This is a genomic window from Kibdelosporangium aridum (assembly GCF_900176515.1).
Lineage (GTDB): Bacteria > Actinomycetota > Actinomycetes > Mycobacteriales > Pseudonocardiaceae > Kibdelosporangium > Kibdelosporangium aridum.
Genome location: NZ_FWXV01000007.1, coordinates 239953 through 263599 on the forward strand (window position 1 = coordinate 239953; position 23647 = coordinate 263599).

The following is a 23647-nucleotide window of genomic DNA, read 5'->3' on the forward strand; positions in this document are numbered from 1 at the left end:
TCACACCCTCCTCGCCAGGCCGCGCCCGAACAAGCCGTGGGGACGCACGCTCAGCACCACCACGAGAATCGCGAGCGATGCGAGCGTGACGAGTTCGGGTCCGAGGTATCCGGACACATAGGACAGTCCTATGCCGGTTCCGAATCCGGCGATGACCGTGCCGATCGGGTTGTCCAGGCCACCGACGACAGCGGCCGTCAGCGAGTACACGAAGATCCCGTCCAGCACGGTCGGATACAGAAGAGGCGGCACAGCAAGCAAACCGGCGAGCGCGCCGACCGCCGCGGCCAACGCCGTGCCCGCGGTGACCATCAGCCCGACGCGCACACCGGCCAAAGCGGCGGCTTCTGGCGCGAATGCCGCGGCACGCATCCGCAAACCCAACGACGTGAACTTGAACAACAGCAAGACACCGGCTGCGGTGACAAGTACGACCAGAACCGCGAAAACGCTGGCCGCGGAGAACAATCCCCGGAAGTCGAAGGCGTAGCCGAAGGACCGCGGCTCGCTCGTCCATATCATGCCCGCAATCGCTTGCACGACCAGCAAAAGCCCGAGGGTGACGATCACCGAGCCGAGTTCGCCGTGCGCACGGGCCGGACGAATGAGCAACCGATCGCTCAGTGCGCCGAGCACGGCTCCCGCGACGATCGCCACCGCGAAGCCGAGCCAGTACGTTCCGGTGATCTGGTTGACGGTGAAGGCGAAGTACGTCGACAGCAACGCCAGCGCGGGCTGGGCGAAGTTCACCACCCGGGTCGCCCGGAAGATGATCACGAGCGACAGCCCCAGAGCCGCGTACACCGCTCCGCTCGCCAGGCCGCCGACAGTCAGCGTCCACCAGGTGCTCACCGGTTCACTCCCAAGTAGGCCTCGTGCAACGCCTCCACCGAGATCGACTCGGCCGATCCGTCCAGCGCCACCGCACCGAGCGCCAGTACGTAAGCCCGTTCGGCCACGGACAAGGCACTTCGCGCGTTTTGTTCCACCAGCAGCACGGTCAATCCCGTGCGGTCCCGCAGATCACGCAGGACGCGCATGATCGCCGCGGTCACCAACGGCGCCAACCCCAGTGACGGCTCGTCCAGCAGCAGAACGCGCGGCTTGCCCATCAAGGCACGGCCGATCGCGAGCATTTGCCGTTCCCCACCGGACAACGTGCTCGCCTGCCGTCCCAGTTTGTCGGTCAGCGGCGGGAACAGGTCCAGCACCTCGTCGAACGCCGGATTGCGGCACCACAGCCCGCCGAGCCGGAGGTTCTCCCGCACGGTCAGCTCCCTGATCACGCCGCCGTGTTCCGGGACGTGGCCGAGCCCCATCCGCGCGATCCGGTCGGCGGGAAGCCCGGTGATCTCGGTGCCGTCGAACGTGATCGACCCCGAGGACGGCGCCACCAGGCCGCTGATCGTCCGTAACAGGGTCGTCTTGCCGGCGCCGTTCGCGCCGAGGACAGCGGTCAGCGTCCCGTCGGGCACCGAGAGGTCCACGCCGTTCAAAGCGCGCACGGCACCGTACTTGGTGACCACTGAGGACAGCGACAGCGTCACGCCGGGACCCCCAGGTAGGCGTCGATCACGCGCTGGTCGTTCTGGATGTACGCGGGCCGTCCGGCCGCGATCACCTCGCCGAAGTCCAGCACCACGACCCGCGAGCAGACCCGCATCACCCAGTCGATGTTGTGCTCGACCACCACGACCGCGCATCGCGTGGACAGCGCGGTGATCCGCTCCTCCAGTTCGTCGATCTCATCGGCGGCCAGGCCGCTGGCTGGTTCGTCGAGCAGGAGCAGTCGAGGCTCCGCGACCAGTGCACGGGCGAGTGCCACGCGTTTGCGGATCCCGTATGGCAATGAACTGGGCATCGCGGCGTGCACGCCCGCGATGCCCAAGCCCTCCAGCGTTTCCATCGCCCGGTCGCGTAACTCGGCTTCGTCCCGTGCCGCGCGGCGCAGTCCGAGGAGTGTCGACAGTGGACCAGACCGGGCCAGCGGCCCCGCTCCGACCAGCACGTTGTCCAGTACGGACATGCCTGGGAACAGCCCGAGGCCTTGCAAGGTCCGGCTGATCCCCATGCTGGCCAACGAGTCCGGCCGATGGCCATGCAGTTGCGTGCCGCACCAGCGGATCGTGCCGCTTTGCGGCCGGACCAACCCGCTGACGACGTTGAACAGGGTGGTCTTGCCCGCGCCGTTCGGGCCGATGACGCCGAGGACGGTGCCGTCTTCGACGGCCAGGCTCACGTCTCGCAACGCGACCAGGCCGTCGAAGCGCACCGTCACTTTCTCGATGCTGAGCAGTTCGATCATGAGTGTGGGCAGGTGTCCCGGTAGTCGGAGATCTCCCGGTCGTTCGGAGCCGGGCAGAGGAACTGCTCGTAGCGGGTGTCGTTGTCGACGAACCGTTTGAGCCACGAGATCATGTACTTGGCCATCGTGGTGTTGGGCGTCTGCGGGAAGAAGTGGCTGGCGTTGTCCAGCTCCATGTACGCCTTCTCGGCCGACGCCGGAATCGAGGTGTAGAACGGGATCGAGTGCGACGCGACAGGCGCGACGGAGTCGCTCTCGCCGCCGATGACGAACGTCGGCACCCGCAGGGTCGACCACGTCTTCTGGGTGTTCCACGCCGCGATCGGGATCGCCGCCTGCAGCGTCGGCTGGTCTGCCGCTGCCTCAAGGGAACCGCCGCCGCCCATCGAGTGCCCGGCCACAGCGAGGCGGGAGGCGTCGATGCGCGTGCGGACCGTGCTGCGCTGAGTCAGGTACGTCAGCGCGGCCCGCAGCTGATCACCACGGCTGTCCGGTTGGTCGAGAGTGGACAGTGTGTCGATGGTGATCACCACGAACCCTTGGGAGGCAAGGCGAGGACCCATCCAGGAGATGCTGGACTGGGTCGCGGTGAAGCCCGGCGAGATGGCGAGCGCACCGAACGTGCCCTCGCTGGTGCTCGTCGGGTAGTAGATCGTGCCGCCACCGAAGCCGGTTGCCGACAACCGTGACACGGTCGTCTGGGAGACCGAGAACGGACCGCGAGAAGCTTCAATGCTGCTCTCGGTCGGGTCAGGGCCGCGTTCATAGGGGTTTTCAGCACTGAGTTCGACGGCGCCGATGGCGGTGGTGGGAGTACCGGTGACGACTGCGCCGAGGGCGGTGGCAGGGACTCCGGCGGCAACGACTGCGCCGATTACTGGGGCAATGGTCAGTCCGGTCAGGATCCGAACGCCTCTTCGCATGATGCGCTGTTCTCCAATCGACTCTTCGTTGAGCGTCGGACGCGATCAGTGACTGACTGTCGCAAGCGGTGAGCGCCGCGCGCATCGGTGGAATCGCCAGTCCTCACGCGCGCCGGGCGGGTACTAGGGCGTACCGCCGTACGCTGCCGTCGTGAGCCCCACCGCCGAAGAGATCGTCCGGGTCGCCGCGCACTGGATCGACCGGGGAATCCGGCTTGACACCCGCACTCTGGCCGCCGAGCTGGGGATTTCGCGGACCACGCTGTTCCGCCGGGTCGGCAACCGGGAGGACCTGCTCGGCGACACGCTCTGGTACATGGGCGACCGGACGCTCAAGGCAGCGCAACGGGACTGGCAGACCAAACACGGATCGGCGGTCCGCGACCCGGATGGCCAGTTGCGGTGCTTGGAGGTGATGCGCCGCTACCGGGCGGACATCGCGGGCAACCACGGCTTCCGCCAGTTCCTGAACGACGAGCCCGCTGTCGCGATCCGGGTGCTGACCGATCCGCAGGGCCGGGTGCAGCCGCGGGTGATGACCGCGCACGTCGAACTGCTGCGCCGGGACGTCGAGGACGGCGGGTTCGTGCCGGTGGTGAGCCTGGAGAACCTGTCGTACGCGATCGTCCGGCTCGGTGAGGCGTTCCTGTACTCCGATGTGCTGGCTTCCCGCGCGCCGGATTTGGCGGCCGCCTCGACTTTGCTCGGTGCGTTGGTGGAAGGGCGGGTGACGGCTCCAGAGCCGACCGTGGGGTTGTGAAACACTTCGCGCTGGTGTTTCATCGTCAGGGCGCTCACCGAGGAGGCCCTCCATGTCGTCCGCGTGGCACGAGAAGCTGCTCGCGGACGCGCGCGCCGGGCTCGGAGCAAGCCGCGTGCTGTTGGGTGCGGCACCGGACTTGGTGCCTGCCAACGACTTCACGGTGTTGCGGATCTGCGGGCTGCAGTCAGAACGCGACCTGCCGTTCGCCGCGCTGCATCGTCTGCTGCTGCCAGTACTGTCCGCTGACGACCTGCGTCAGACGCTGCGCGGCTCGCCACTCCAGTTGCGATGTGCGGTGCACGAACTCCTGATCGGCTTGTCCCCCGTGCTGGTCCAAGCCGACGACGCACAGTGGCTGGACCGGGAGACCATGGACGTTCTGGGATTCGTCGCCCGGCGGGTGACCGGTCACCGTCTCGCGGTCCTGATCTCCGGCTGTCCTGAGTGGACTGGCGAGCTGCCGTCCGCACTGGTCGGGCTGGTCGCCGAGCTGGGCAGCCCAGTCGACGCCGCACAGCACGCGTGGCACGCCGATCGCCCCGACTGGGCGCGGACACTGCTGTCCCGGGCTGGTGCGGACGCGGGTCGCACAGCGTTGTTGCTCGGCGAAATCGAACTGCGTGACGGCGATCCGGCTGTCGCCGTCCACGAACTGACCACCGCCGCGGCTCAACTGGACGATCCGAGTCCCGCGCTGCTATTGGCCGGTGAGGCCCGCCGGTTGTGCGGTGATGTGCGCGGTTACCGCGCGATGGCGCGCACGCTGCCGCCTATATCAGATCTGCCTATTTCAGATCTGATGTTGGCGCACTTCCGTGGTCTGACGGCGACGTTCGAAGGCAGGCACGCTGACGCCGCCCAACCGTTGCGCGACGTCGTGCGGCTCGGCATGGCGGCGACGGACGTGGCGTCGGCGGTGTGGGCTGCCGAAGCCGCGTTCGCGCTCGGCCTGGGCGAGAAAGCGTTCGAGTGCGCGTCGGCCGCGGTCAGCCGCGCCCGACCGACCGGTCGGGAGGCGGCATTGCCGTGGGCGCTCGTCCAGTTGTCGTTGGCGGCGATCGTGCTCGACCGCCACGAGGTCGCGCTGGAGGCGTCGCGCGAAGGTTTGGCCGCATCCACCGCACAGCGCACTACCCGGACGGAACACCTCTCCCTGCTCGCCCTGTCAGCCGCCTTGCGTGACGACCGCGAGACCGCCCAGTCGCATTTGGACAACGCGGCCACCGCGATCGCCAAGCGCGGCCTTGGCCGGCCGTGCGCGATCGCTTCGTGGGCATACGCATGTCTCGACCTCGCCGACGACCGTCCCGCGGACGCTTTGGCGCGACTGGACACCATGACGGCGGGCGTAAGCGGAACGCAGCCCGCGATCCGGGCACTGGCAACGCCGCAACTAGTCGAGGCAGCTGTGCTCGTCGGACAACACGACCGCGCGGAACGTGCACTGAAGGTCTTCGACGGCTGGGTCCGCACGGGCGGGAACTCGGCCTGGCTGGCGTTGTCGCACCGCTGCCACGCCCTGCTCACCGACGACCTCACCCATTTCGAGACGGCGATCGCCCTGCACCGCAAAGCAGGCGCGGCCATGGAACTGGCACGCACGCAACTGCTGTACGCCAACCGTCTGCGGCTACGGCGCCGTCTGCTCGACGCCCGCGACCAGTTCCGGTCCGCGTTGAGAGTGTTCCAGTCCATCGGCGCCCAGCGCTGGACCGCCCGCGCCGAAGCAGGGTTACGCGCCGCAGGCGAAACGGTCAGCGCACCGAACGTTTCGCTCGCGGGCCTGACCCCGCAGCAAGCGGCGATCTCCCGGCTGGTCGCCGTCGGCGAGACGAACAAGGAGATCGCCCGGCGGCTGGTGATCAGCCACCGGACGGTCGACCACCACCTGCGCAACATCTTCACCACGCTGGGCGTCCGCTCGCGGGTGGAACTGGCCCGCCGCGTCACCAGCCTGGAAGACGAGCAGGCCTAGAGCTCCGCGATCCGTTCGGCCACGGCGCCCGCGTTCTGTGCGATCCACTGCGACGCGCGTCCCGCGGGAGGCATGAGGATCACCAGGTCCACGCCCAGCTTGGCGTACTGGCCCATCTGTTCGGCAAACCCGTCCGGCCCGGTCTCGGCGAGCATCGCGCCCGCACCGGCGATCGTCTTCTGGATCGTGGAGTAGTCACGGCCGACGGCATCGCAGTGCTCACGCAACACGTCGAGCTTGCGCCGGATCTCGTCAGGCCCCAGCGTGAGGAAGAGATTGCACGCGTCGCCGTACTGGGCGACCATGCGCAACGTCTTCCGCTCGCCGCCACCACCGATCATGATCTGCGGACGCGGCGAGCTGACGGGCGCCGGCACGCACAACGTCTCGGCCAGCTTGTAGTGCTTGCCGTCGTACGGCCCGTTGTTGTTCGGATCCCACATCTGCAGGCAGATCTGCAGTGCCTCTTCCAGACGCTCGAACCGTTCGGCGACCGGCGGATACGGAACCCCGAGGCCGACGTGTTCGCGCTCGTACCAAGCCGCGCCGATGCCGAGCGTCGCGCGACCGCCGGACAACACGTCGAGGTTGGTCACGCTCTTGGCGAGCAACCCGGGGTACCGGTAGGTCACGCCGGTGACAAGCGCGCTCAACCGAACCGTCGACGTGTGCGCGGCGAGGAAGCTCAGTGTGGAGTACGCCTCGAGCATCCCGGCTTCCGCACCGCCGTTGTGCTCCATTTGAAAGAAGTGGTCCATCACGGAAATCCAGCCGACGCCAGCCGCCTCCGCGGCTTGTGCGGCCGCCGCCAGTTCGTCACGGATCTCGCCGGCGGGTTCGTCGAACTTGGTGATGTGCACACCGAGTCGCACGGTCGATCGCCTCATTTCGCAGTGCCTACCCAGCGACGCTATCTCCTGGAGCGCGCTCCAGGTCAACCTGCGCGCACGGGGCACTCCGCGCAACTCGGACGCCGGTTTAGACCTCTTCCTCCAGCATCTCGGCGGTCACCGCGGACTCGGTCGGCGGCAGGCCCAGATCCTTGGCACGCTTGTCGGCCATGGCCAGCAAACGGCGGATCCGACCCGCGACGGCGTCCTTCGTCATCGGCGGCTCGGCGAGCTGGCCGAGTTCCTCAAGTGACGCCTGACGGTTGGCCAACCGCAGTTTGCCCGCGGCCGTCAAGTGCTCGGGCGCCTCCGGACCGAGGATCTCCATGGCGCGCTGCACGCGGGCAGCGGCAGCGACAGCCGCACGGGCGGAGCGGCGGAGGTTGGCGTCGTCGAAGTTGGCGAGGCGGTTGGCCGTCGCGCGGACTTCGCGACGCATTCGGCGTTCTTCCCATGCCAGCACTGAGGAATGCGCACCCAATCGGGTGAGCAGAGCACCGATTGCGTCGCCGTCCCGGATGACAACCCGGTCCGCGCCACGGACTTCGCGTGACTTGGCCTGGATACCGAGGCGACGAGCCGCACCCACCAAAGCCAAAGCGGCCTCAGGACCCGGGCACGTGACCTCCAAAGCGGAGGAACGGCCAGGTTCGGTCAACGAGCCGTGCGCGAGGAAAGCACCGCGCCACGCGGCTTCCGCGTCACATACGCCACCGGACACCACCGCGGCGGGCAACCCACGCACGGGACGACCACGCGGGTCGAGCAGGCCGGTCTGACGGGCGAGGCCGTCACCGTCCTTGACCACGCGCACGACGTACCGAGTGCCTTTGCGCAACCCGCCGGACGTGATCACGTGCACGTCGGCGTGGTGCCCGTAGAGCTCGTGGATCTCCTTACGCAGTCGCCTGGCCGCTGAACCGGTGTCCAGCTCGGCCTCGACCACCACACGGCCGCCGACGATGTGCAGCCCTCCCGCGAAGCGCAGCAGGGAGGACACTTCCGCACGGCGGCAGCATGTCTTGGACACAGCCAGTCTGCTCAGCTCGTCCTTGACTGCCGCGGTCATCGCCACGTGTCCTCCTCTCCCCCGCCGGGCTCACGCCCTGCGTATCCCACCATCTCCTGGCCGGTCGCGCTCGTCGTTCCGGCCAACGCGTGCCGCAGGCTCCGGGCAAGCGCTGCCGGATCGTGACGATCCGCGGCTCCCTGCGTCGCTACAGGGGCCAGGTGCGCCTGCGCGCCGAGCGCGGCAGCGGCACGCCGCAACCGGTCCGGCGTCGGCACCGCGTTCGCGTCGGCGATGACCGCGTCCACGCGGAGCTCTGGAGCGTGTTCGCAGAGTACGTCCAGATGCTGCTCTGGTGAGAACCCAGCCGTCTCACCCGGTTGTGGCACGAGATTCAGCACGACCACACGCGTCGCTTTTGTCTCGACAAGCGCGCGATGCAACTCTGGCACCAGCAGGTGCGGCAGGACGCTCGTGAACCATGAGCCCGGACCGAGCACGACGAGGTCCGCCGAACGGACGGCGGCCAATGCCTCCGGACATGCGGTCGGCACATCACCCGAATTGGTCTGTACGCCGATCCGCCGCACCCGGCCCGGCGTCGTGGCCACGGCGACCTGGCCGCGGATCCGGCGGATCGCGGCGGGGTCCTCGTCGAGGCCTTCCACGTCGGCTTCGATGTCCAGCGGCTCGCACGACATGGGCAGCACGCGGCCGGTGATGCCGAGCATCCGGGCGGCTTCGTCCAGCGCGGCGACCGGGTCACCGAGGACCTCGATCAGCCCGGAGAGCACCAGGTTGCCGATCGCGTGCCCGGCCAGCGCGCCCGTGCCGCCGAACCGGTGCTGGAACACCGAGTTCCACAGTTTCGCGTTGTCGTCGGCGCCCGCCAGGGCGACCAACGCCTTACGCAGGTCGCCGGGCGGGAGCATGCCCAGTTCCCGGCGCAACCGGCCCGAGGAGCCGCCGTCGTCCGCGACGGTGACCACGGCTGTCACGTGCGGGGTGATCTCGCGCAGCGCGCACAGTGTGGCGTGCAGCCCGTGACCACCGCCGAGTGCGACCACCCGTGGAGTGTCCCGCTCCGGCTCCGTGGACCGATTTCTCACTCGCGCCCCAAATCCCGGTGGACGACCTTCACCGCCACACCGTCCTCTTTAGACAACCTGGTAGCCAGCTCTTCGGACATCGCGACGCTGCGGTGTTTCCCGCCGGTGCACCCGATCGCGAGGGTCAGGTAACGCTTGCCCTCGCGGCGGTAGCCCGCGCCGATCAGCCGGAGCAGTTCGTGGTAGCGCTCGAGGAAGTCCTCGGCGCCCTCCTGGGTCAGCACGTAGTTGCGGACCTCGGCGTCCAGCCCGGTCTGCTCACGCAACTCCGGGATCCAGAACGGGTTTGGCAGGAACCGGACGTCCATCACCAGGTCGGCGTCCATCGGCAGGCCGTACTTGTAGCCGAACGACAACACCGTCACCCGGGTCTGCAGGTCCTCCGCGCCGCCGAACGCGTCCTCGATCTTGGCGCGCAACTGGTGCACCGACAGCGAAGTCGTGTCCAGGATCAGGTCGGCTTCCTCGCGCAGCGGCGTCAGCAGGTGCCGCTCCGCCTTGATGCCGTCGATCAGCCTGCCGTCGCCCTGCATCGGGTGGCCGCGCCGGACGTGCTCGAACCGCCGGATCAGCAACTCGTCGGTCGCCTCGAGGAACAGCACCCGCGGCTTGTACCCGCGCGCGTCCAGGTCCTTGATCACCGACGACAGGTCCTCGGTGAACGCGCGGCTGCGCACGTCCATCACGACCGCGACCTTGGTGATCGCGCCCCGCGCCTGCACACCGAGCTCGATGATCGTCGCGATCAGCTCAGGCGGCAGGTTGTCCACCACGAACCAGCCAAGGTCCTCAAGACACTTGGCCGCCGTGCTGCGGCCGGCGCCGGACAGGCCGGTCACCACCGCCACTTCGATACCGGATTCAGACATCGTTCCCCTCTTTGTCCCGTGCCAAGGCCGCCAGGACGGCCTCCGCGGTGCGCCGGCCCACGCCCGGCACCCCGCTGATCTCGTCGATACTCGCCGCGCGCAGCCGTTTCAGCGAGCCGAAATGCTTGATCAACGCGGTTTTCCTGGTCTCGCCGAGACCGGGCACGTCATCGAGGGCGGACGTGGTCATCCGCTTGGCCCGTTTCTGGCGGTGATACGCGATCGCGAAGCGGTGCGCTTCGTCACGCACCCGTTGCAGCAAGTACAACGCCTCGCTGGCGCGCGGCAGGATGACCGGTTCCGGCTCGGCAGGCAGCCAGACCTCCTCCAGCCGCTTGGCCAGTCCGATCACCGCGACGTCACCGATCCCCATTTCGGTGAGCACGTCCGCGGCCGCGTTGGCCTGCGGCCCGGCACCGTCGACCACGAGCAGGTTCGGCGGGTAGGCGAACTTCTTCGGTTTGCCGGTCTCCGGGTCGATGCCCGGCTTCGAGCCGTCAGGTGCGGTCTCGTTGACCATCCGGTAGAACCGGCGACGGACGACCTCGGCGATGGACGCGACATCGCCCTGCGTCGCTGCTTCCCGGATGGCGAACCGGCGGTACTCGGCCTTACGCGGCAAGCCGTCCTCGAACACCACGAGCGACGCGACGACGTCACTGCCCTGGATATGGCTGATGTCGACGCATTCGATCCGCAGCGGCGCGGTGTCCAGGCCGAGCTGGTCCTGCAACTCCTGCAACGCGGCCGAACGAGCGGTCAGGTCGCCCGCGCGCTTGAGCTTGTGCTGAACGAACGCCTCTTTGGCGTTGCGCTCCACGGTTTCCATCAACGCACGCTTGTCCCCGCGCTGCGGAACCCTCAGCTGCACGCGGGAACCGCGCAATGTGCTGAGCCACTCGGCGATCGCCGGAGCGTCGTCGGGCAGTTCGGGGACGAGCACCTCGCGCGGCACTGCACTGTTTTCCTCTGGACTGTTTTCCTCTGGACTGCTGGCGATGGGCTCGTCGGCGGTGGCCTGGTCGCCGTAGAACTGGCTGAGGAACTGGTCGACCAGCCCCGCGGTTCCGGTCGCCTCGACCTTCTCGATCACCCAGCCGCGCTGGCCGCGGACCCGTCCGCCGCGGACGTGGAAGACCTGTACGGCGGCTTGCAGATCATCCTGTGCGAAGGCGACGACGTCCGCGTCCGCGCCGTCCCCGAGCACGACGGCCTGCTTTTCCATCGCCCGCCTGAGCGCGCCGAGATCGTCGCGCAGCCGCGCGGCCCGTTCGAATTCCAGCTCGGCCGCCGCCTCCTGCATCTCCTTTTCCAGGCGGCGCATCATCACATCGGTGCGGCCTGCGAAGAACTCACAGAAATCGTCGACGATCTGGCGGTGTTGTTCGGCGGTCACCCGCCCGACGCACGGCGCGGAACATTTGCCGATGTCGCCGAGCAGGCAGGGCCTGCCGATCCGGGACTGCCGCCGGAACACGTCCCGCGAACAAGTCCGGGCCGGGAACACTCTGAGTAGAACGTCGAGCGTTTCCCGCAACGCCCACGCGTGTGCGTATGGACCGAAGTACCGCACGCCTTTCCGGCGCGCACCGCGGTACACGTGCAGCCGCGGGAATTCCTCGTTGAGGGTGACCGCGAGCACTGGATAGGACTTGTCGTCGCGGTAGCGGACGTTGAACCGCGGGTCGAACTCCTTGATCCAGTTGTATTCCAGCTGCAGCGCCTCGACCTCGGTGGTCACCACCGTCCACTCGACCGACGCGGCCGTGGTGACCATCTGCGCGGTACGCGGGTGCAGGCCGGACACGTCGGCGAAGTAGGAGTTCAGCCGGCTGCGCAGGCTCTTGGCCTTGCCGACGTAGATGACCCGGCCGCCGGAATCTCGGAACTTGTACACGCCAGGGGCGTCCGGGATGGTTCCGGGCGCAGGGCGGTAACTAACACGACGGTCGGTCGACGGATCGGCCACCACATAAGCCTAGGCGCACCGTCCGACACTCTGACGAGTGACTACCGGCTGAGCCTGGCCAGCGCGCAGTACGCGAAGAAGACGCGATCAAGATCAGCGCCGGCGCCGCGACAGCCCGGAACTTACTCGGCGCCGCCACGACAGTGACAATGAGGCGGCAATCGGGCGGCAAAAGCCGCCACGCGCCGCAACGTCCTTTCTGTATTCACAGCATCCATTTTTCCCGGGACGAGCTATGCCATCTGGTAGGGACCAGCCCGCGGAACCGGTACCGGATGTGTGTGACGAGTATCTGTCAAAAAGTCCCCACTCATGCCGGATGTCCGGACCGGGCGGGCGCTCGTAACGTCACGGCGCCTTTGCCAACCGCTCACCCCATGGGGGTTTCGATGCGAGTTCGCCGATGTCTGGTCCTGGTGGCCGGCCTGACCCTGTTATCCCCGTTGGCCCCGACCCCCGCGCTGGCCGATCCCCCGGGCACCGGTCAACCCGGTGAATACCGTCCGGTGCGCGGGCCCTCGGCACCCGCGGAACACCGGTTCCTGCAGAAAGCGATCCGTGGCGAGTCGATCCCACGGCACGCCCACGACACCGCCGCGCAGGAGGCGGCGAAGCTGCCGGTGGTGGGCGGGCGTTGGCGCTCAGCCGGCCCGACCAACATCGGCGGCCGGATCGTGAGCCTCGCGCTGGACCCGAAACGGGCCGACACCCTGTACGCCGCCGCGGCCAGTGGTGGGCTTTGGCGCTCGACGGACGCGGGCCGCACCTTCGCTCCCGCGTGGCCGGACGACTGGACGCAGGCGATGGGCGCGGTAGTCGCCGCCGAGGACGGGACGTTGTACGTCGGCACCGGCGAGCCCAACCCGGGCGGCGGCAGCGTCACCTACGAGGGCACCGGTGTCTACCGCTCGACTGACGGCGGCAAGAACTGGCGGAACATCGGGTTGCGCGACTCGGGGACGATCGGCGCGATCGCGATCGACAAGAACCGGATTTTCGTGGCCGCCAACGGCTCGCTCTACAGCCCGGGCGGCGATCGCGGCGTCTACCTGTCCACCAACGGCGGATCGAGCTGGCGGCGCGTGCTCGACGTGGCCAACGAGTTCACCGGCGCGGTGGACGTCCAGATCGATCCGACCAACCCCAACCGTGTGTACGCCGTGCTGTGGGATCACCGCCGGACGCCGGTCAAACGCACCTACGGCGGCGAGGGCTCCGGTGTGTTCCGTAGCGACGACGGCGGCCTGACATGGCAGCGCCTCGGTGGCGGATTGCCTGGCGTGGGACCGGACGTGGGCCGGATCGGCATCGGCGTCTCGGCTTCTGAACCCGGCCGGGTATACGCCATCGTCAACAGCACCGCCGGGCCGTTCGCGGGCTTCTACACCTCGGCGGACGCGGGCGCGACGTGGACGCGGCTGCCGGAACCGGACGTGCTGAAGTCGTCGCAGTCCTCCTTCGGCTGGTGGTTCGGCAAGATCTGGGTCGACCCCGACGACAGCAAGCAGGTGCACGTCGCCGGCGTCCCGCTGATGACCACAAAGGACGGTGGAGGTACGTGGACCGCCGACAGCACCACGATCCACGTCGACCAGCACGCGATGATCTGGGACCCGCGCAAGCCAGGTCGCGTGTACCTGGGCAACGACGGCGGCGTGTACCGGTCGGACGCGGACGGTCTCGGCGGCTGGATCAAGGCGGAGTACGAGCCGTACACGCAGTTCTACAGCGCCGCGATCACCCCGCAGGACACGTCCCGGATCTCCGGTGGGACGCAGGACAACGGGTCGCTGCGGTCGTGGAACGGTGACCGGTTCAACGAATACCTCGGCGGTGACGGCGAGGAGAACATCATCAACCCGACCGACAAGCAGAACGTCTTCGCCTGCTACCAGTACGGCAACTGCTTCCGGTCGACCGACGGCGGCGACACCATGACGTACTTCGCCCCCGCGACGACCGCTGAGCGCCGCAACTGGTTCACGCCGCTGCAGTTCGACCCGTCCGACCCGAAAGTCCTGTACTACGGCGGGAACCGGCTCAACCGGTCGGCCGACGGCGGCGTGACGTGGACGCCGATCAGCCCGGATCTCACCGGCGGGCCAGGCCAGGACACCTATCCGTACGGCACCATCACCACGGTCGCCGCCGCACCATCCGATCCGCGCACGATCTGGGCGGGCACCGACGACGGCCGCGTCTGGATCACCCGGGACCTCGGGACCACGTGGACGAAGGTGCTCGACGGGCAGCCGTGGGTCACCCGGATCGCGGTCTCCGAACGGGACCCAGCGACCGCGTACGTCACGTTGTCCGGGTACCGCTCGGGGTCGGACCAAGCGCACGTGCTCATGACCCGATCGGCCGGGGCCAAGTGGACTGACATCTCCGGCAACCTGCCGTCGGCGCCGGTCAACGACGTGATCCTCGGCTTCGCCGGGCTGATCTACGTGGCCACGGACCAAGGCGTGTTCCTCGGGCACACCGCGGTCGCGGGCTACTGGAGCCGGCTCGGTCACGGCATGCCGCGGGTCGCGGTCGACGACATCGAGTACGACCCGCGCAACCATCGGCTGGTGGCGGCCACATTCGGCCGCGGACTTTACGAGACGTCCGTCCCGTAGAAGAACGAGAAACTAACGAACAAAGCACCGCAACGCGCCTATCTCCAGGTGTCCGTTTCGTCGCCTCCCGATGAACGGGACGGACCGTGCTCCGATCGGGTAACAGGGCCAGTCCCTGTTACCCGATGTGGGCCTGCCGACTACGGTGATGCACCTGGCAGCCTCGGGAGGGCGCATGATCGAGCCGGGCAGAAGATGGATGGGGGTCGCGCGTAGCGCGGACAACGCGAGCCGTGCCGCCGCCGCGGCGGCGACCGCCGACGCGATCACCGGCACGGATCCCAAGGTCCTGATCGTGTTCTTCGCGATCACCCACGATCCGGCCGAGGTGCTGGCCGGTGTCCGGGACACCTGCCCGGACGTCCCCCTTGTCGGGTGTTCCACGCACGGCGAGATCGCCCCGGGCGGACCGACCGACGGCACGGTGGTCGTCGCGGCCATCGGCGGGCCCGGGATCGAGGTCACCGCATCGGTCGCCGAAGGGGTCTCCGGGCGGCAGCGTGAAGCGGGCGCGGAGATCGCGCAGTGTGCTCTGCAGGCGAGCGAGGATCTCCCGCACAAGGTGCTGCTGATCCTGACTGACGGCCGGATCCGTGACCAGGAAGCGATTCTGCGCGGCTGCTACGGCGTCGTCGGCGCGAGCATCCCGCTCGTCGGCGGCGCCGCGGGTGACGGCTGGCGGATGGCGCACACGCTCGTGATCGGCAACGACCAGGTGCTGACCGACGCGGTCGCCGGCGTCACGATCGCCTCCGAGGCCCCACTGGCCGTCTCGGTCGGCCACGGCTGGCGCAAGACCGGCGACCCGATGATCGTGACGAGCGCGGGCAACGGCCGTGTGTACACATTGGACGACCGGCCCGCGATGGACGTGTACCTCGACCGGCTGGGCGCGCCGCCGGAGGCGTACACCGATCCACAGGCCTTTATGGACTTCGCGATGTCCCGCCCGCTTGGCGTGCAACGGCGAAGCGGTGTCGAGGCCCGCAACCTCTCCACCGAGATCGACATCGAGGGCCGCTCGATCGGCAGCGGGACCGCGATCGACCACGGCGGGCTGACGTGGGCGATGACCGGCGACGAGGACTCCATCCTCGAGGCGACCGACACCGTCTGCGAGAACGTGCTGGCCGACATGGGCGATCTCGAACCAGTGGGCCTGCTGGTGTTCAGCTGCGCGGCGCTGCGTGCCGTGCTCGGCGACGAAGGCATCAAACGGGAGAACGAGCGGATCGCCAAGTGGGCGCGCACGGCGCCGTTCGCCGGTTTCTACACATACGGGGAGATCGCGCGGATCCGCGGGATCGACGGTTTCCACAATCAGACGCTCGCGGTGTTGGCTATCAGTTGAGATGACCGACGAAGACGGATGGCTACAAGGTCAGCAGCTGCTCGAGCTGCTGGCCGTGATCTCGTCCTACCCGGACGAGGAGTCCGCCGTCCGCGGCGCGGTCGAACGTGCCGCCCAGGCCCTGGAGGCCGAGGTGGCGGCAGTCGTGATCGGCGAGCGGGTGGTCGCGTCGGTCGGCTTCCCGGCAGGCCTGGTCCCCGAGGACGACCTGGTGGCCGTGACCCGACGGGAACAGGACAAGCTGGAAGTGCCCGGCGTCGGCGAATGCCCGACGGTCTCGGCGCGCTGGGGCGGCACGCATCCGGGCAGCCTGCTGCTGGCCCGGTGGGACGAGGGCTTCAGCATCCAGGAGCAGTCGCTGGTCCGCGGGATGGCACGGCTGCTGGAGCTCACCCTGACGATGCTGCGCGCGTTGGAACGCAGCGAGCGCCAGGCCGCGGAGAACGCCGAGCTGCTGAAGTCGTTGCGGCAACGGCAACGCCTGGTGGAGCACTTGTTCGACATCCAGCGCGCGATCTCCCGCCGGCGCCCGCTCGCGCAGATCCTCGACATGATCACCGGCGCGGCGCAGGACCTGCTCGGTGACGAGATCGTCGGCCTGTGGCTGCGCGAATCGCCCGACGGCGAGGACACCAAGCTGGTCGCGCACGTCGGCCTGCGTACCGAGGTCGCGCGCAGGCGCCCGACAGTTCCGTTGACCGAGGCGGGGTCTGCGGGTCAAGCCATGCTCACCGACGACGTCGTTGTCCTGCACGGGTACGCCGAGACGTCATCGTTGATCGCCGAGCTGACCGACGGACGCCTGTGCGCCTCGATGGCCGCACCCGTGCATGACAGCGGGACGGTCACCGGAAGCCTGATGGTCGGCTCGCACCGGCAAACTCGCGCGTACACGGCGTCGGACGTGCAAACGCTGCGGGCGTTCGCCGAGCATGTCAGCCTGGCGCTGACCGACGCCAACACCGTTGACCGGATGTACCAGGCATTCCACGACTCGCTGACCGGACTGGCCAGCCGTGGGCTGTTCCTCGAGCAGCTGACCAAGCGCTTGGGAGCGGCCGAGCACGAAGCGAAACGCGTGGCGCTGCTGTTCCTCGACCTGGACAGGTTCAAAGCGGTCAACGACAGCCTCGGGCACGCGGCAGGCGACGACCTGCTGACCATCACGGCAGGCCGCCTGAAGTCCCAGCTGCGCGCGACAGACGTGGCCGCGCGCTTCGGCGGCGACGAGTTCGCCGTGCTCCTGTACGGCGTGGCCACCGCGGCCGACGCGGCGAAGGTCGCCGAACGGATCCTGCGCACTCTGGGCGAGCCGATGCCGATCGCCGGGCGGCAGCTGCGGGTGAACGCCAGCATCGGGATCGCCCTGAGCACACCGGGCATGCCCGATCCCGCCGACCTGATGCGCCGCGCGGATGTCGCGATGTACCAGGCGAAACGCAACGGCCGGGGCCGTCTGGAAGTGTTCACCGACGAGATGCTGTTGTCCTTCCCAACATCCGACTGACTCGCCGCTTGGACAGGTGCCGCTGCTGCACCATGAGCGCGACAGTCGCCGTGTGAAGGGATGACGGCCGTGCGAGTTCTCGTGATCGGATCGACTGGGACGCTGGGAAGTTTCGCGGTACCGCAGCTGATTGCGGCGGGGCATCGGGTGACTGGGCTGGCGCGTAACGAAGAACGTGCCGCCGTGGTCAAGAAGCTCGGCGCTGAACCGGTCGTGGCCGATCTGTTCGACGTCGAGCAGTTGATCGACGCGCTGAACGGGCACGACGCCGTTGTCAACCTGGCGACGCGGGTTCCCGTTGGGGGCAAACTGATCCGGTCGTCCTCGTGGGCGGAGAACGGACGCATCCGGATCGAGGGCAGCAAGGCGTTGGTCCGGGCGGCAACCGCGGCGGACATCGGGATCTTCGTCCAAGAAGGCGTTGCGCTGGCGTACGCCGACGGCGGAGACCGTGAACTGGACGAGGACGCCCCGGTCGTTGCGGCCGGGCCCCCGCAGACTTCGCTGATCGCACACGACACGGTTGCCGGCTTCGCGCAAGACGGCCGGATCGCGGTTCGGCTGCGGATCGCCAACGTGCACGGCGACGAACCGCTGACGCGATGGATCGTCAAAGGCGCTCGCGGATTGGGCCCGTCGTACTTCGGTTCCAAGGACGGATGGATCACGCCGATCCACCCCTCCGATGTCGGATCGGCCGTCGTCGCCGCCTTGACCGCCCCCAGCGGCGTGTACAACGTGGGCGCCACTCCGCTGCGCAAGCGGGAGTTCGGCGCGGTCGTCGCGGCCGTGGCAGGGGCCCGCAAAGCACGGACTGTGCCGATCACGTTCGGGTTTTTGAAGATCCTCGCGCGCTCGCAGCGGGTCGTGTCGACCAAGCTGACCGAGGCGACCGGATGGAAACCCGAGCGGCCGGTCGTGACCTCCGAGTGGTTCCCCTCGCCCTAGCGCTGCTCCCGCTGTGGCAAAATTCGTCGGATGGGAGACCGGCTGAGGGTGCAGCGAGGCGGTTCCGGCGACGCTGCGGTGTTGCTATTGCACGGTTTGGGCGCCACAGGAGATGTCTGGCACGGCGTGCACGAGCAGCTCGCGAACGGGCCATGCCGTTGGATCACCCCCGACTTGCCTGGTCACGGAGGGTCGGCCAACTTGCCGCGCTACACCTTCGGGCACATGGCGGCGGCGTTGGTCGAGCTGATCGAAGACGAGGAACACGTGGTCGTCCTCGGTCATTCACTGGGTGGAGTGCTCGGACTGACCTTGGCCAGCGGCTGGTTCGGCGGCTCCGTCGACCGCGCATGCGGCCTAGGCATCAAGGTGGCGTGGTCAGCGGCGGAACTTTCGGGCGCGAAGTCGTACGCCGAGCGGCCGAACAAGATGTACCTCGGCCGGACAGAAGCGGCGGAACGGTACCTGAAGGTGTCCGGCCTCGGCGGCCTCGTGGATGTCGAGGACCCGCGCGTGGACTTCGGCCTGGTCGGCACGCCCGACGGGTGGCGGTTGGCGTGCGACCCGAAGACGTTCGCCGTCGGACGTCCGGACGTACCCGGGTTGTTGGCAGCGAGTCAAGCGGAGACTGTGCTCGCCGTCGGGGAGCAGGACCAGATGTGCAGCCCCGAGCAGGTCCGGGAAGTCGACCCGAACGCCATCGTGCTGCCCGGCCTCGGCCACAACGCGCATGTCGAGGACCCAGGCGCGATGGTCAAACTGATCTCCGACCTGCTGAGCTGACTCGGTTGGACGTGCCTGGCTGCCAGGCGACCTCGACGAAGCAACGATGTGGTCGGGCGGAGTAGTTCGTTGTCATGCCCGCCGCCTCCAGGCGTCGTGATGGGCTTCTTCAGCCGAACCACTGAGCTGACCAACCCACCGCCCAGCCGAATCCACCAGTCCACCAAACCCGTCAAACCCGCTACCGGGCCGAACCACCGCCAACCCCGCTACAGCGCTAGCCCCGCCACAGCGCCGCCCCCCACAGCGCCGAACCCTCACAGCGCCGGGCCACCAAACCTGCTACCAGGCCGCCCCAGCCCACCGATCCCACCAGCACAAACCCGCCACAGCGCCGAACCCGCCAGTCCACCAACTCCACCACAGCGCCTGGCCACCGAATCCGCCACCATGCGGCCCCACCTCACCGAACCTGCCCACCCGACCGGGGAAGCCCTCGCGTCAATCACCGACATCGAAGGCTCCCCCGTCAGGCCAAAGTAACCGTGGGGTCTGACAGAAACTGGTTGGCCGGTCAGCTGAAGGCGCGGGTGCGCCAGGTGGGGACTTCGGCCGCTGTGAGGGCGTCGGCGAAGATCGCCGCCCGGTCGACCGCGCCGGTCAGCCGTTGACCGCCGTTCTGGTCGACGGCGAATCTCAACTGCCGGGTCGCGCAGCCGTTGATGCCGTCGTCCGGAACAGTCGCGCCGCCGACTCGTGCGCCGTCGACGTACACGTCGATCTGGCCGTTGTCGGTCATCGTGATCACCAAGTCGATGTACCGCCCGGTTGGCACGACGGCGTTCGTCGTCACGTTTTGTTTGGAGCCGATGAACCGCACGTTGTTCGACGGCGTCAGGTCGATCAGCACGCCGTCGTTCCCCGGATCGCCGCTCGGCTGGAAGTCGAACAACCGCCGATACGTCCCAGATCCGTCGACTTTCACCTCGGCGGCGAACGTCGCCTCACGCAAGAAACCAAGCGACGTATCCGCCGTGCGCAGGAACGACCCGTTCAACACGAGACCAGAACCCGTTGGCGCCGATGCGTCATATGACGCTGTGCCGTCGACGGTCGCGTCGCGGTTGAACGACGACTTGTCGTCAACGACGGTTCCTGACACCGGATCCCACGCGACGATCGGCCCGTTCGGTGACGGGATCGCGCACGGCGGCAACGGATCGATTCGCACCAACGTCACGCCCGACGCGTGCACTCCCCTACCACTGAGCTCGGCCCGTAAGCCTTGATACCGAGCCGCACTACCCGAAGGTGTGACGGTGAACGTGTACGTTCTGGACTGTCCAACTCGGATGGACGACACACGCTGGTTCGCCGGTGTGGCAGTCCATCCCGCAGGCAACGTCATCGCCAACTGCGACGCTGGAACCGGTCCGCCGATGCCGGACACCGTCACCTGTGCGTCGAACGGCGTCCCGGCGACGACTCGCTCAGGCGCGTCAACCGCGATCGCGATGTCAGCGACAGCGACGTACGTATTGCCAGCGACCGCGGTGAAGGCGATCTCCTTGCCAGCGCGCTGATGTGGCACGTCCCGGCCAGTCTGGTTGTCGACCAGGCGGTATCGCCCGGCGAACATCTCGCTGGCGACTTTGAGCTGTCCGGCACGTCCTGGCTTGAGCGTGACGCGCGTCGGAACGCCGCCCACCCAGTCGGTGTCGACAGTGACGTCACCGCGCGCCCGCAGTCCGCGAACTGACCCGGTGTCCCAGAAGTCCGGCGCGGCGGGCAGCACGTCGATGACGCCGCGGTGGCTTTGCAGCAGCATCTCCGCGACACCGGCGGTCGCGCCGAAGTTGCCGTCGATCTGGAACGGCGGGTGTGTGTCCCACAGGTTGTCCAAGGTGCTGCTCTTCAGCAGCTCCTCCAGCATCAGGTGCGAGTGGTTGCCGTCCAGCAGCCGCGCCCAGAAGTTGATCTTCCACGCTTTGCTCCAGCCGGTGCCGCCGTCACCGCGCGCGGTCAACGACTTCTCCGCGGCCGCGACGAGGTCCGGGTTCTGCTGCGGCGTGATCTGCCTGCCGGGGTGCAATGCGAACAGGTGCGAGACGTGCCGGTGGTCGTTGTTCGGGTCGTCCCAGTCCTGCTTCCACTCCTGCAACTGTCCCCACCGGCCGACTCGCAGACCGGGGTCAAGCCGGTTGAGCACGTCCCGTGCCTGTGTCGCGAATGCCTGGTCGCCCAGGATGTTCGCGGCTTCGGCGGTGCTGGTGAACAGGTCCCACACGATCTGCTGGGACATCGCCGCACCCGCGGAAAATGGTCCTTGCTCCGGGGAGAAGCTCGGCGTGACGACCAGCTTGCCGTCTCGCGGGTCGGCGAGCAGTTCGTCGATCCAGAACTCGGCCAACGACTTCATCATCGGGTACGCGCGGTTGCGCAGGAACGCGTCGTCGCGCGTGAACAGGTAGTGCTCGTAGTAGTGCTGCGCGAGCCACGCCCCTGCCTCGGGGAACCAGAACGAAGTCGCCCAATTGTGTACACCGGTGAAGCCGAACGGGTTGGTTTCGTTGTGCACCACCCAGCCGTCGTTGCCGAACATCTCCTGCGCGGTCTTACGTCCCGGCGCGACCATCGAGTCCACGTAGTCGAAGAACGGCTCGGTGGTCTCCGACAGATTCGTGGTCTCCGCAGGCCAGTAGTTCATCTGCAGGTTGATGTTGACGTGGTAGTCGGCGCTCCACGGCGGTGACGTCGAGTTGTTCCACACGCCCTGCAGGTTCGCGGGCAACGAACCGGCCCGCGACGACGCGATGAGCAAGTACCGGCCGTACTGGAAATGCATGACCTCCAACGCCTTGCGCGCCTCGGGCGGCAACGCCGTTCCCCGGTAAGCGCGCAGCAGTTCGTCCGTCGGCATGTCCGGCACGTTCTGACCGACATCGAGCGACACACGGTCGAACAAACCGCGGTGGTCGCGAACGTGAGCGTCCCGCAACGCTGCGAACGACTTCGCGGACGCCGCGTCGACGCGTCGCGTGACGGCATCGTGCGGATCGACCGACCGGTAGGTCGGGTAGACGTCCGAGTAGTTCGTCCCGGCCGCCAGCACGAGAGTGACCGCATCGGCGCCGCTGACGGTCACCGTGCCGTCGGGGTTGTCCGTGCGCGTGCCGCCTTCGTTGCGGACCTGCAGCTGCGACTCGAACCGCATGCCGTTGTCGTGCAGGTTGCCCGCGAACGTGATCCGGCCGTCGCGCGCACTGGACGACCGCGATCGGTTATCGGGTGCGATATAGGAAATCGTAAAAGAGATCCGGCCCGGCTGGCTGGCGCTGATGCGACCCACAAGGACTTCGTCGGGGGCGGAGGCGAAGTACTCGCGGGCGAACGTCGCGCCGCCGGACGCGTACGTGACTCCGGCGACGGCGTCGGCGATGTCGAGCGTGCGCCGGTAACCGGTGACGTTCGGCGGCGCTTGCGGCTGCGAGATGCGTACGTCACCGAACGTCTGGTACGCACCAAAACCTGTCTTGCCCTGACCGAGCACACTGGCGGCCCACTCGGGCGTCACCTGGCCCTCGGCGTTGATCCGGTCCTGAACCTGCTTGATGGCGTCGGGTCGCGGGGACCGCCAGTTGCCGAAGTCGTAGCCGGGTGAACCGGGACCACCGGTCCACAACGTCTTCTCGTTGAACTGCAGTTGCTCGTTCTGGACGCCGCCAAAGACGCTCGCGCCCAACGCGCCGTTGCCGATCGGCAGCGACTGCGATTCCCAGTCGGTTGCGGGTTCGTCGTACCAAAGCTTCAACCCGGTGTTCCGCGGCGATCTCGGTTGTTCGCCGGACGCACCGTCAGCCGCCGTGGCGGCCGCAGCGAGCGTGGCCATGGATAAAGCCATGACTACTGCTGCGACCACGGCCGTTCCTCGTTGAACGCGCATGTTCGTCATTCCTCGCTGTCATGACAGGACAACAATCAGGCTAGAGATCCGATGTATTTACCGTCAAGGCATGACAAAGAGACGCAAATAGACAGAAACGCGGGTCTATGCTCGGATGTTTCTCCGCTGGACGGAAGCGGCCACTGTGGACATGTGCTGTCCTGCGGCAAGGCATCGTGGGCACAACACAAACGCGCTGCGGCAGTGCGATGTCAATGCACTGCCGCAGCGCGGTTCAGAGAACTGGGGAGGCTTACTCCGCTGCGTTCGCCTTGAGGCGGCGCAGTTCGCGCATCGCGACGACAGACCGTTCGCCGTCGATCGCGGGGATGGCCATGATCGTCACGTATTCGTCGTCCGGCAGTTCGAGCCGCGCCCACGAGGCACCATCCGGGAAGCTGACGTGCTCGACCTGCTTCCACTCGTAGCGACGGGTGCCGATCAGGTTGCGCACCTCGATGCCCGACTCGTCCGCGCGGACACGCGACCGCGCGAACATCAGCACCCCAAGCGCAAGCATGACGCCGATGCCTACCATCGCGACCTGGTCCGACGTCTGGAAGTAAGCGCCAGTCCACTCACTGCGCAGCAGGAACGCCACCACCGTGAACACCGCGACGAAAGCCACCGCGATAACAAGGGCCACGTAGCGGACCTTGCGCGGGCGGAACTGGAACGTCGGCTCGGTCGGCACAGTCACCTCAGTCGTCCCCATCGGCTCAGTCGGCACAGTCGGCTC

The 23647-nt window shown here is 67.8% G+C and carries 18 protein-coding genes; 7 read left to right on the forward strand and 11 right to left on the reverse strand.

What is annotated here, in order from left to right:
• Genes B9C43_RS34610 through B9C43_RS34625 form a run of 4 tightly spaced genes read right to left on the reverse strand, consistent with a single transcriptional unit; the run spans nt 1 to nt 3228 of the window.
• Nucleotides 1-852, reverse strand: coding sequence for a branched-chain amino acid ABC transporter permease (locus B9C43_RS34610; protein WP_084430969.1), 852 nt, complete (start codon nt 850-852; stop codon nt 1-3).
• The gene (locus tag B9C43_RS34615) at nt 849-1547 is read right to left on the reverse strand and encodes an ABC transporter ATP-binding protein (protein ID WP_084430970.1); all 699 of its coding nucleotides are present in this window, start codon (nt 1545-1547) and stop codon (nt 849-851) included. The genes B9C43_RS34610 and B9C43_RS34615 overlap by 4 nt, the downstream gene beginning before the upstream one ends.
• On the reverse strand, nt 1544-2305 hold the full coding sequence (locus B9C43_RS34620) for an ABC transporter ATP-binding protein (protein ID WP_084430971.1): 762 nt from the start codon (nt 2303-2305) through the stop codon (nt 1544-1546). The genes B9C43_RS34615 and B9C43_RS34620 overlap by 4 nt, the downstream gene beginning before the upstream one ends.
• Nucleotides 2302-3228, reverse strand: a complete 927-nt coding sequence (locus B9C43_RS34625; protein WP_084430972.1) for an alpha/beta hydrolase family protein — start codon at nt 3226-3228, stop codon at nt 2302-2304. Before B9C43_RS34625 ends, B9C43_RS34620 begins: the two co-directional genes overlap by 4 nt.
• 151 nt (nt 3229-3379) lie before the next feature.
• On the opposite strand from B9C43_RS34625, the gene B9C43_RS34630 reads away from it, so the two are divergent.
• Nucleotides 3380-3988: a QsdR family transcriptional regulator gene (locus B9C43_RS34630; protein ID WP_084430973.1), complete on the forward strand. Its 609-nt coding sequence runs from the start codon at nt 3380-3382 to the stop codon at nt 3986-3988.
• A 52-nt stretch (nt 3989-4040) separates the two neighbouring features.
• Complete coding sequence (locus tag B9C43_RS34635) at nt 4041-5966, forward strand: helix-turn-helix transcriptional regulator (RefSeq protein WP_084430974.1); 1926 nt, start codon at nt 4041-4043, stop codon at nt 5964-5966.
• Here the strand turns inward: B9C43_RS34635 and B9C43_RS34640 are convergent.
• The 5 genes from B9C43_RS34640 to uvrC form a co-directional block, all read right to left on the reverse strand.
• Complete coding sequence (locus B9C43_RS34640; RefSeq protein ID WP_084430975.1) at nt 5963-6838, reverse strand: LLM class F420-dependent oxidoreductase; 876 nt, start codon at nt 6836-6838, stop codon at nt 5963-5965. The two genes, B9C43_RS34635 and B9C43_RS34640, sit on opposite strands and share 4 nt — an antisense overlap.
• 106 nt (nt 6839-6944) lie before the next feature.
• Nucleotides 6945-7931, reverse strand: a complete 987-nt coding sequence (whiA, locus tag B9C43_RS34645; protein ID WP_033385886.1) for a DNA-binding protein WhiA — start codon at nt 7929-7931, stop codon at nt 6945-6947.
• Entirely contained in the window at nt 7922-8932 is a 1011-nt protein-coding gene (locus tag B9C43_RS34650) for a gluconeogenesis factor YvcK family protein (RefSeq protein WP_143446807.1), read from the reverse strand. The genes whiA and B9C43_RS34650 overlap by 10 nt, the downstream gene beginning before the upstream one ends.
• A 38-nt stretch (nt 8933-8970) precedes the next feature.
• Complete coding sequence (rapZ, locus tag B9C43_RS34655; protein WP_051896275.1) at nt 8971-9843, reverse strand: RNase adapter RapZ; 873 nt, start codon at nt 9841-9843, stop codon at nt 8971-8973.
• The gene (gene uvrC / locus B9C43_RS34660) at nt 9836-11812 is read right to left on the reverse strand and encodes an excinuclease ABC subunit UvrC (RefSeq protein WP_084431197.1); all 1977 of its coding nucleotides are present in this window, start codon (nt 11810-11812) and stop codon (nt 9836-9838) included. The genes rapZ and uvrC overlap by 8 nt, the downstream gene beginning before the upstream one ends.
• A gap of 389 nt (nt 11813-12201) precedes the next feature.
• Between uvrC and B9C43_RS34665 the strand changes: the two genes are divergently transcribed.
• The 5 genes from B9C43_RS34665 to B9C43_RS34685 all read left to right on the forward strand — a co-directional run bounded on the left by B9C43_RS34665 (nt 12202) and on the right by B9C43_RS34685 (nt 19025).
• Entirely contained in the window at nt 12202-14436 is a 2235-nt protein-coding gene (locus tag B9C43_RS34665; RefSeq protein ID WP_033385902.1) for a WD40/YVTN/BNR-like repeat-containing protein, read from the forward strand.
• 199 nt (nt 14437-14635) lie between these two features.
• A complete protein-coding gene (locus B9C43_RS34670; protein ID WP_160096889.1) occupies nt 14636-15787 on the forward strand; it encodes an FIST signal transduction protein in 1152 nt (383 codons plus the stop codon).
• A gap of 1 nt (nt 15788) precedes the next feature.
• Entirely contained in the window at nt 15789-17294 is a 1506-nt protein-coding gene (locus tag B9C43_RS34675; protein ID WP_051896281.1) for a sensor domain-containing diguanylate cyclase, read from the forward strand.
• A 69-nt stretch (nt 17295-17363) separates the two neighbouring features.
• The gene (locus B9C43_RS34680) at nt 17364-18242 is read left to right on the forward strand and encodes an NAD-dependent epimerase/dehydratase family protein (RefSeq protein WP_033385906.1); all 879 of its coding nucleotides are present in this window, start codon (nt 17364-17366) and stop codon (nt 18240-18242) included.
• 30 nt (nt 18243-18272) lie between these two features.
• Nucleotides 18273-19025, forward strand: coding sequence for an alpha/beta fold hydrolase (locus B9C43_RS34685; RefSeq protein ID WP_033385889.1), 753 nt, complete (start codon nt 18273-18275; stop codon nt 19023-19025).
• A 514-nt stretch (nt 19026-19539) separates the two neighbouring features.
• Here the strand turns inward: B9C43_RS34685 and B9C43_RS34690 are convergent.
• On the reverse strand, nt 19540-22884 hold the full coding sequence (locus B9C43_RS34690) for a glycosyl hydrolase family 95 catalytic domain-containing protein (protein ID WP_235039028.1): 3345 nt from the start codon (nt 22882-22884) through the stop codon (nt 19540-19542).
• 277 nt (nt 22885-23161) lie between these two features.
• Entirely contained in the window at nt 23162-23623 is a 462-nt protein-coding gene (locus B9C43_RS34695) for a PH domain-containing protein (RefSeq protein WP_084431198.1), read from the reverse strand.
• Nucleotides 23624-23647 lie beyond the last annotated feature (24 nt).

Bases quoted from the DNA above. Each gene is read 5' to 3' on its own strand.
- B9C43_RS34635 (WP_084430974.1), top strand. From the start codon at position 4,041: ATGTCGTCCGCGTGGCACGAGAAGCTGCTCGCGGACGCGCGCGCCGGG.
- B9C43_RS34685 (WP_033385889.1), top strand. From the start codon at position 18,273: ATGGGAGACCGGCTGAGGGTGCAGCGAGGCGGTTCCGGCGACGCTGCG.
- B9C43_RS34675 (WP_051896281.1), top strand. From the start codon at position 15,789: ATGACCGACGAAGACGGATGGCTACAAGGTCAGCAGCTGCTCGAGCTG.
- B9C43_RS34695 (WP_084431198.1), bottom strand. From the start codon at position 23,623: ATGGGGACGACTGAGGTGACTGTGCCGACCGAGCCGACGTTCCAGTTC.
- B9C43_RS34620 (WP_084430971.1), bottom strand. From the start codon at position 2,305: ATGATCGAACTGCTCAGCATCGAGAAAGTGACGGTGCGCTTCGACGGC.
- B9C43_RS34665 (WP_033385902.1), top strand. From the start codon at position 12,202: ATGCGAGTTCGCCGATGTCTGGTCCTGGTGGCCGGCCTGACCCTGTTA.
- B9C43_RS34670 (WP_160096889.1), top strand. From the start codon at position 14,636: ATGGGGGTCGCGCGTAGCGCGGACAACGCGAGCCGTGCCGCCGCCGCG.
- B9C43_RS34625 (WP_084430972.1), bottom strand. From the start codon at position 3,228: ATGCGAAGAGGCGTTCGGATCCTGACCGGACTGACCATTGCCCCAGTA.
- rapZ (WP_051896275.1), bottom strand. From the start codon at position 9,843: ATGTCTGAATCCGGTATCGAAGTGGCGGTGGTGACCGGCCTGTCCGGC.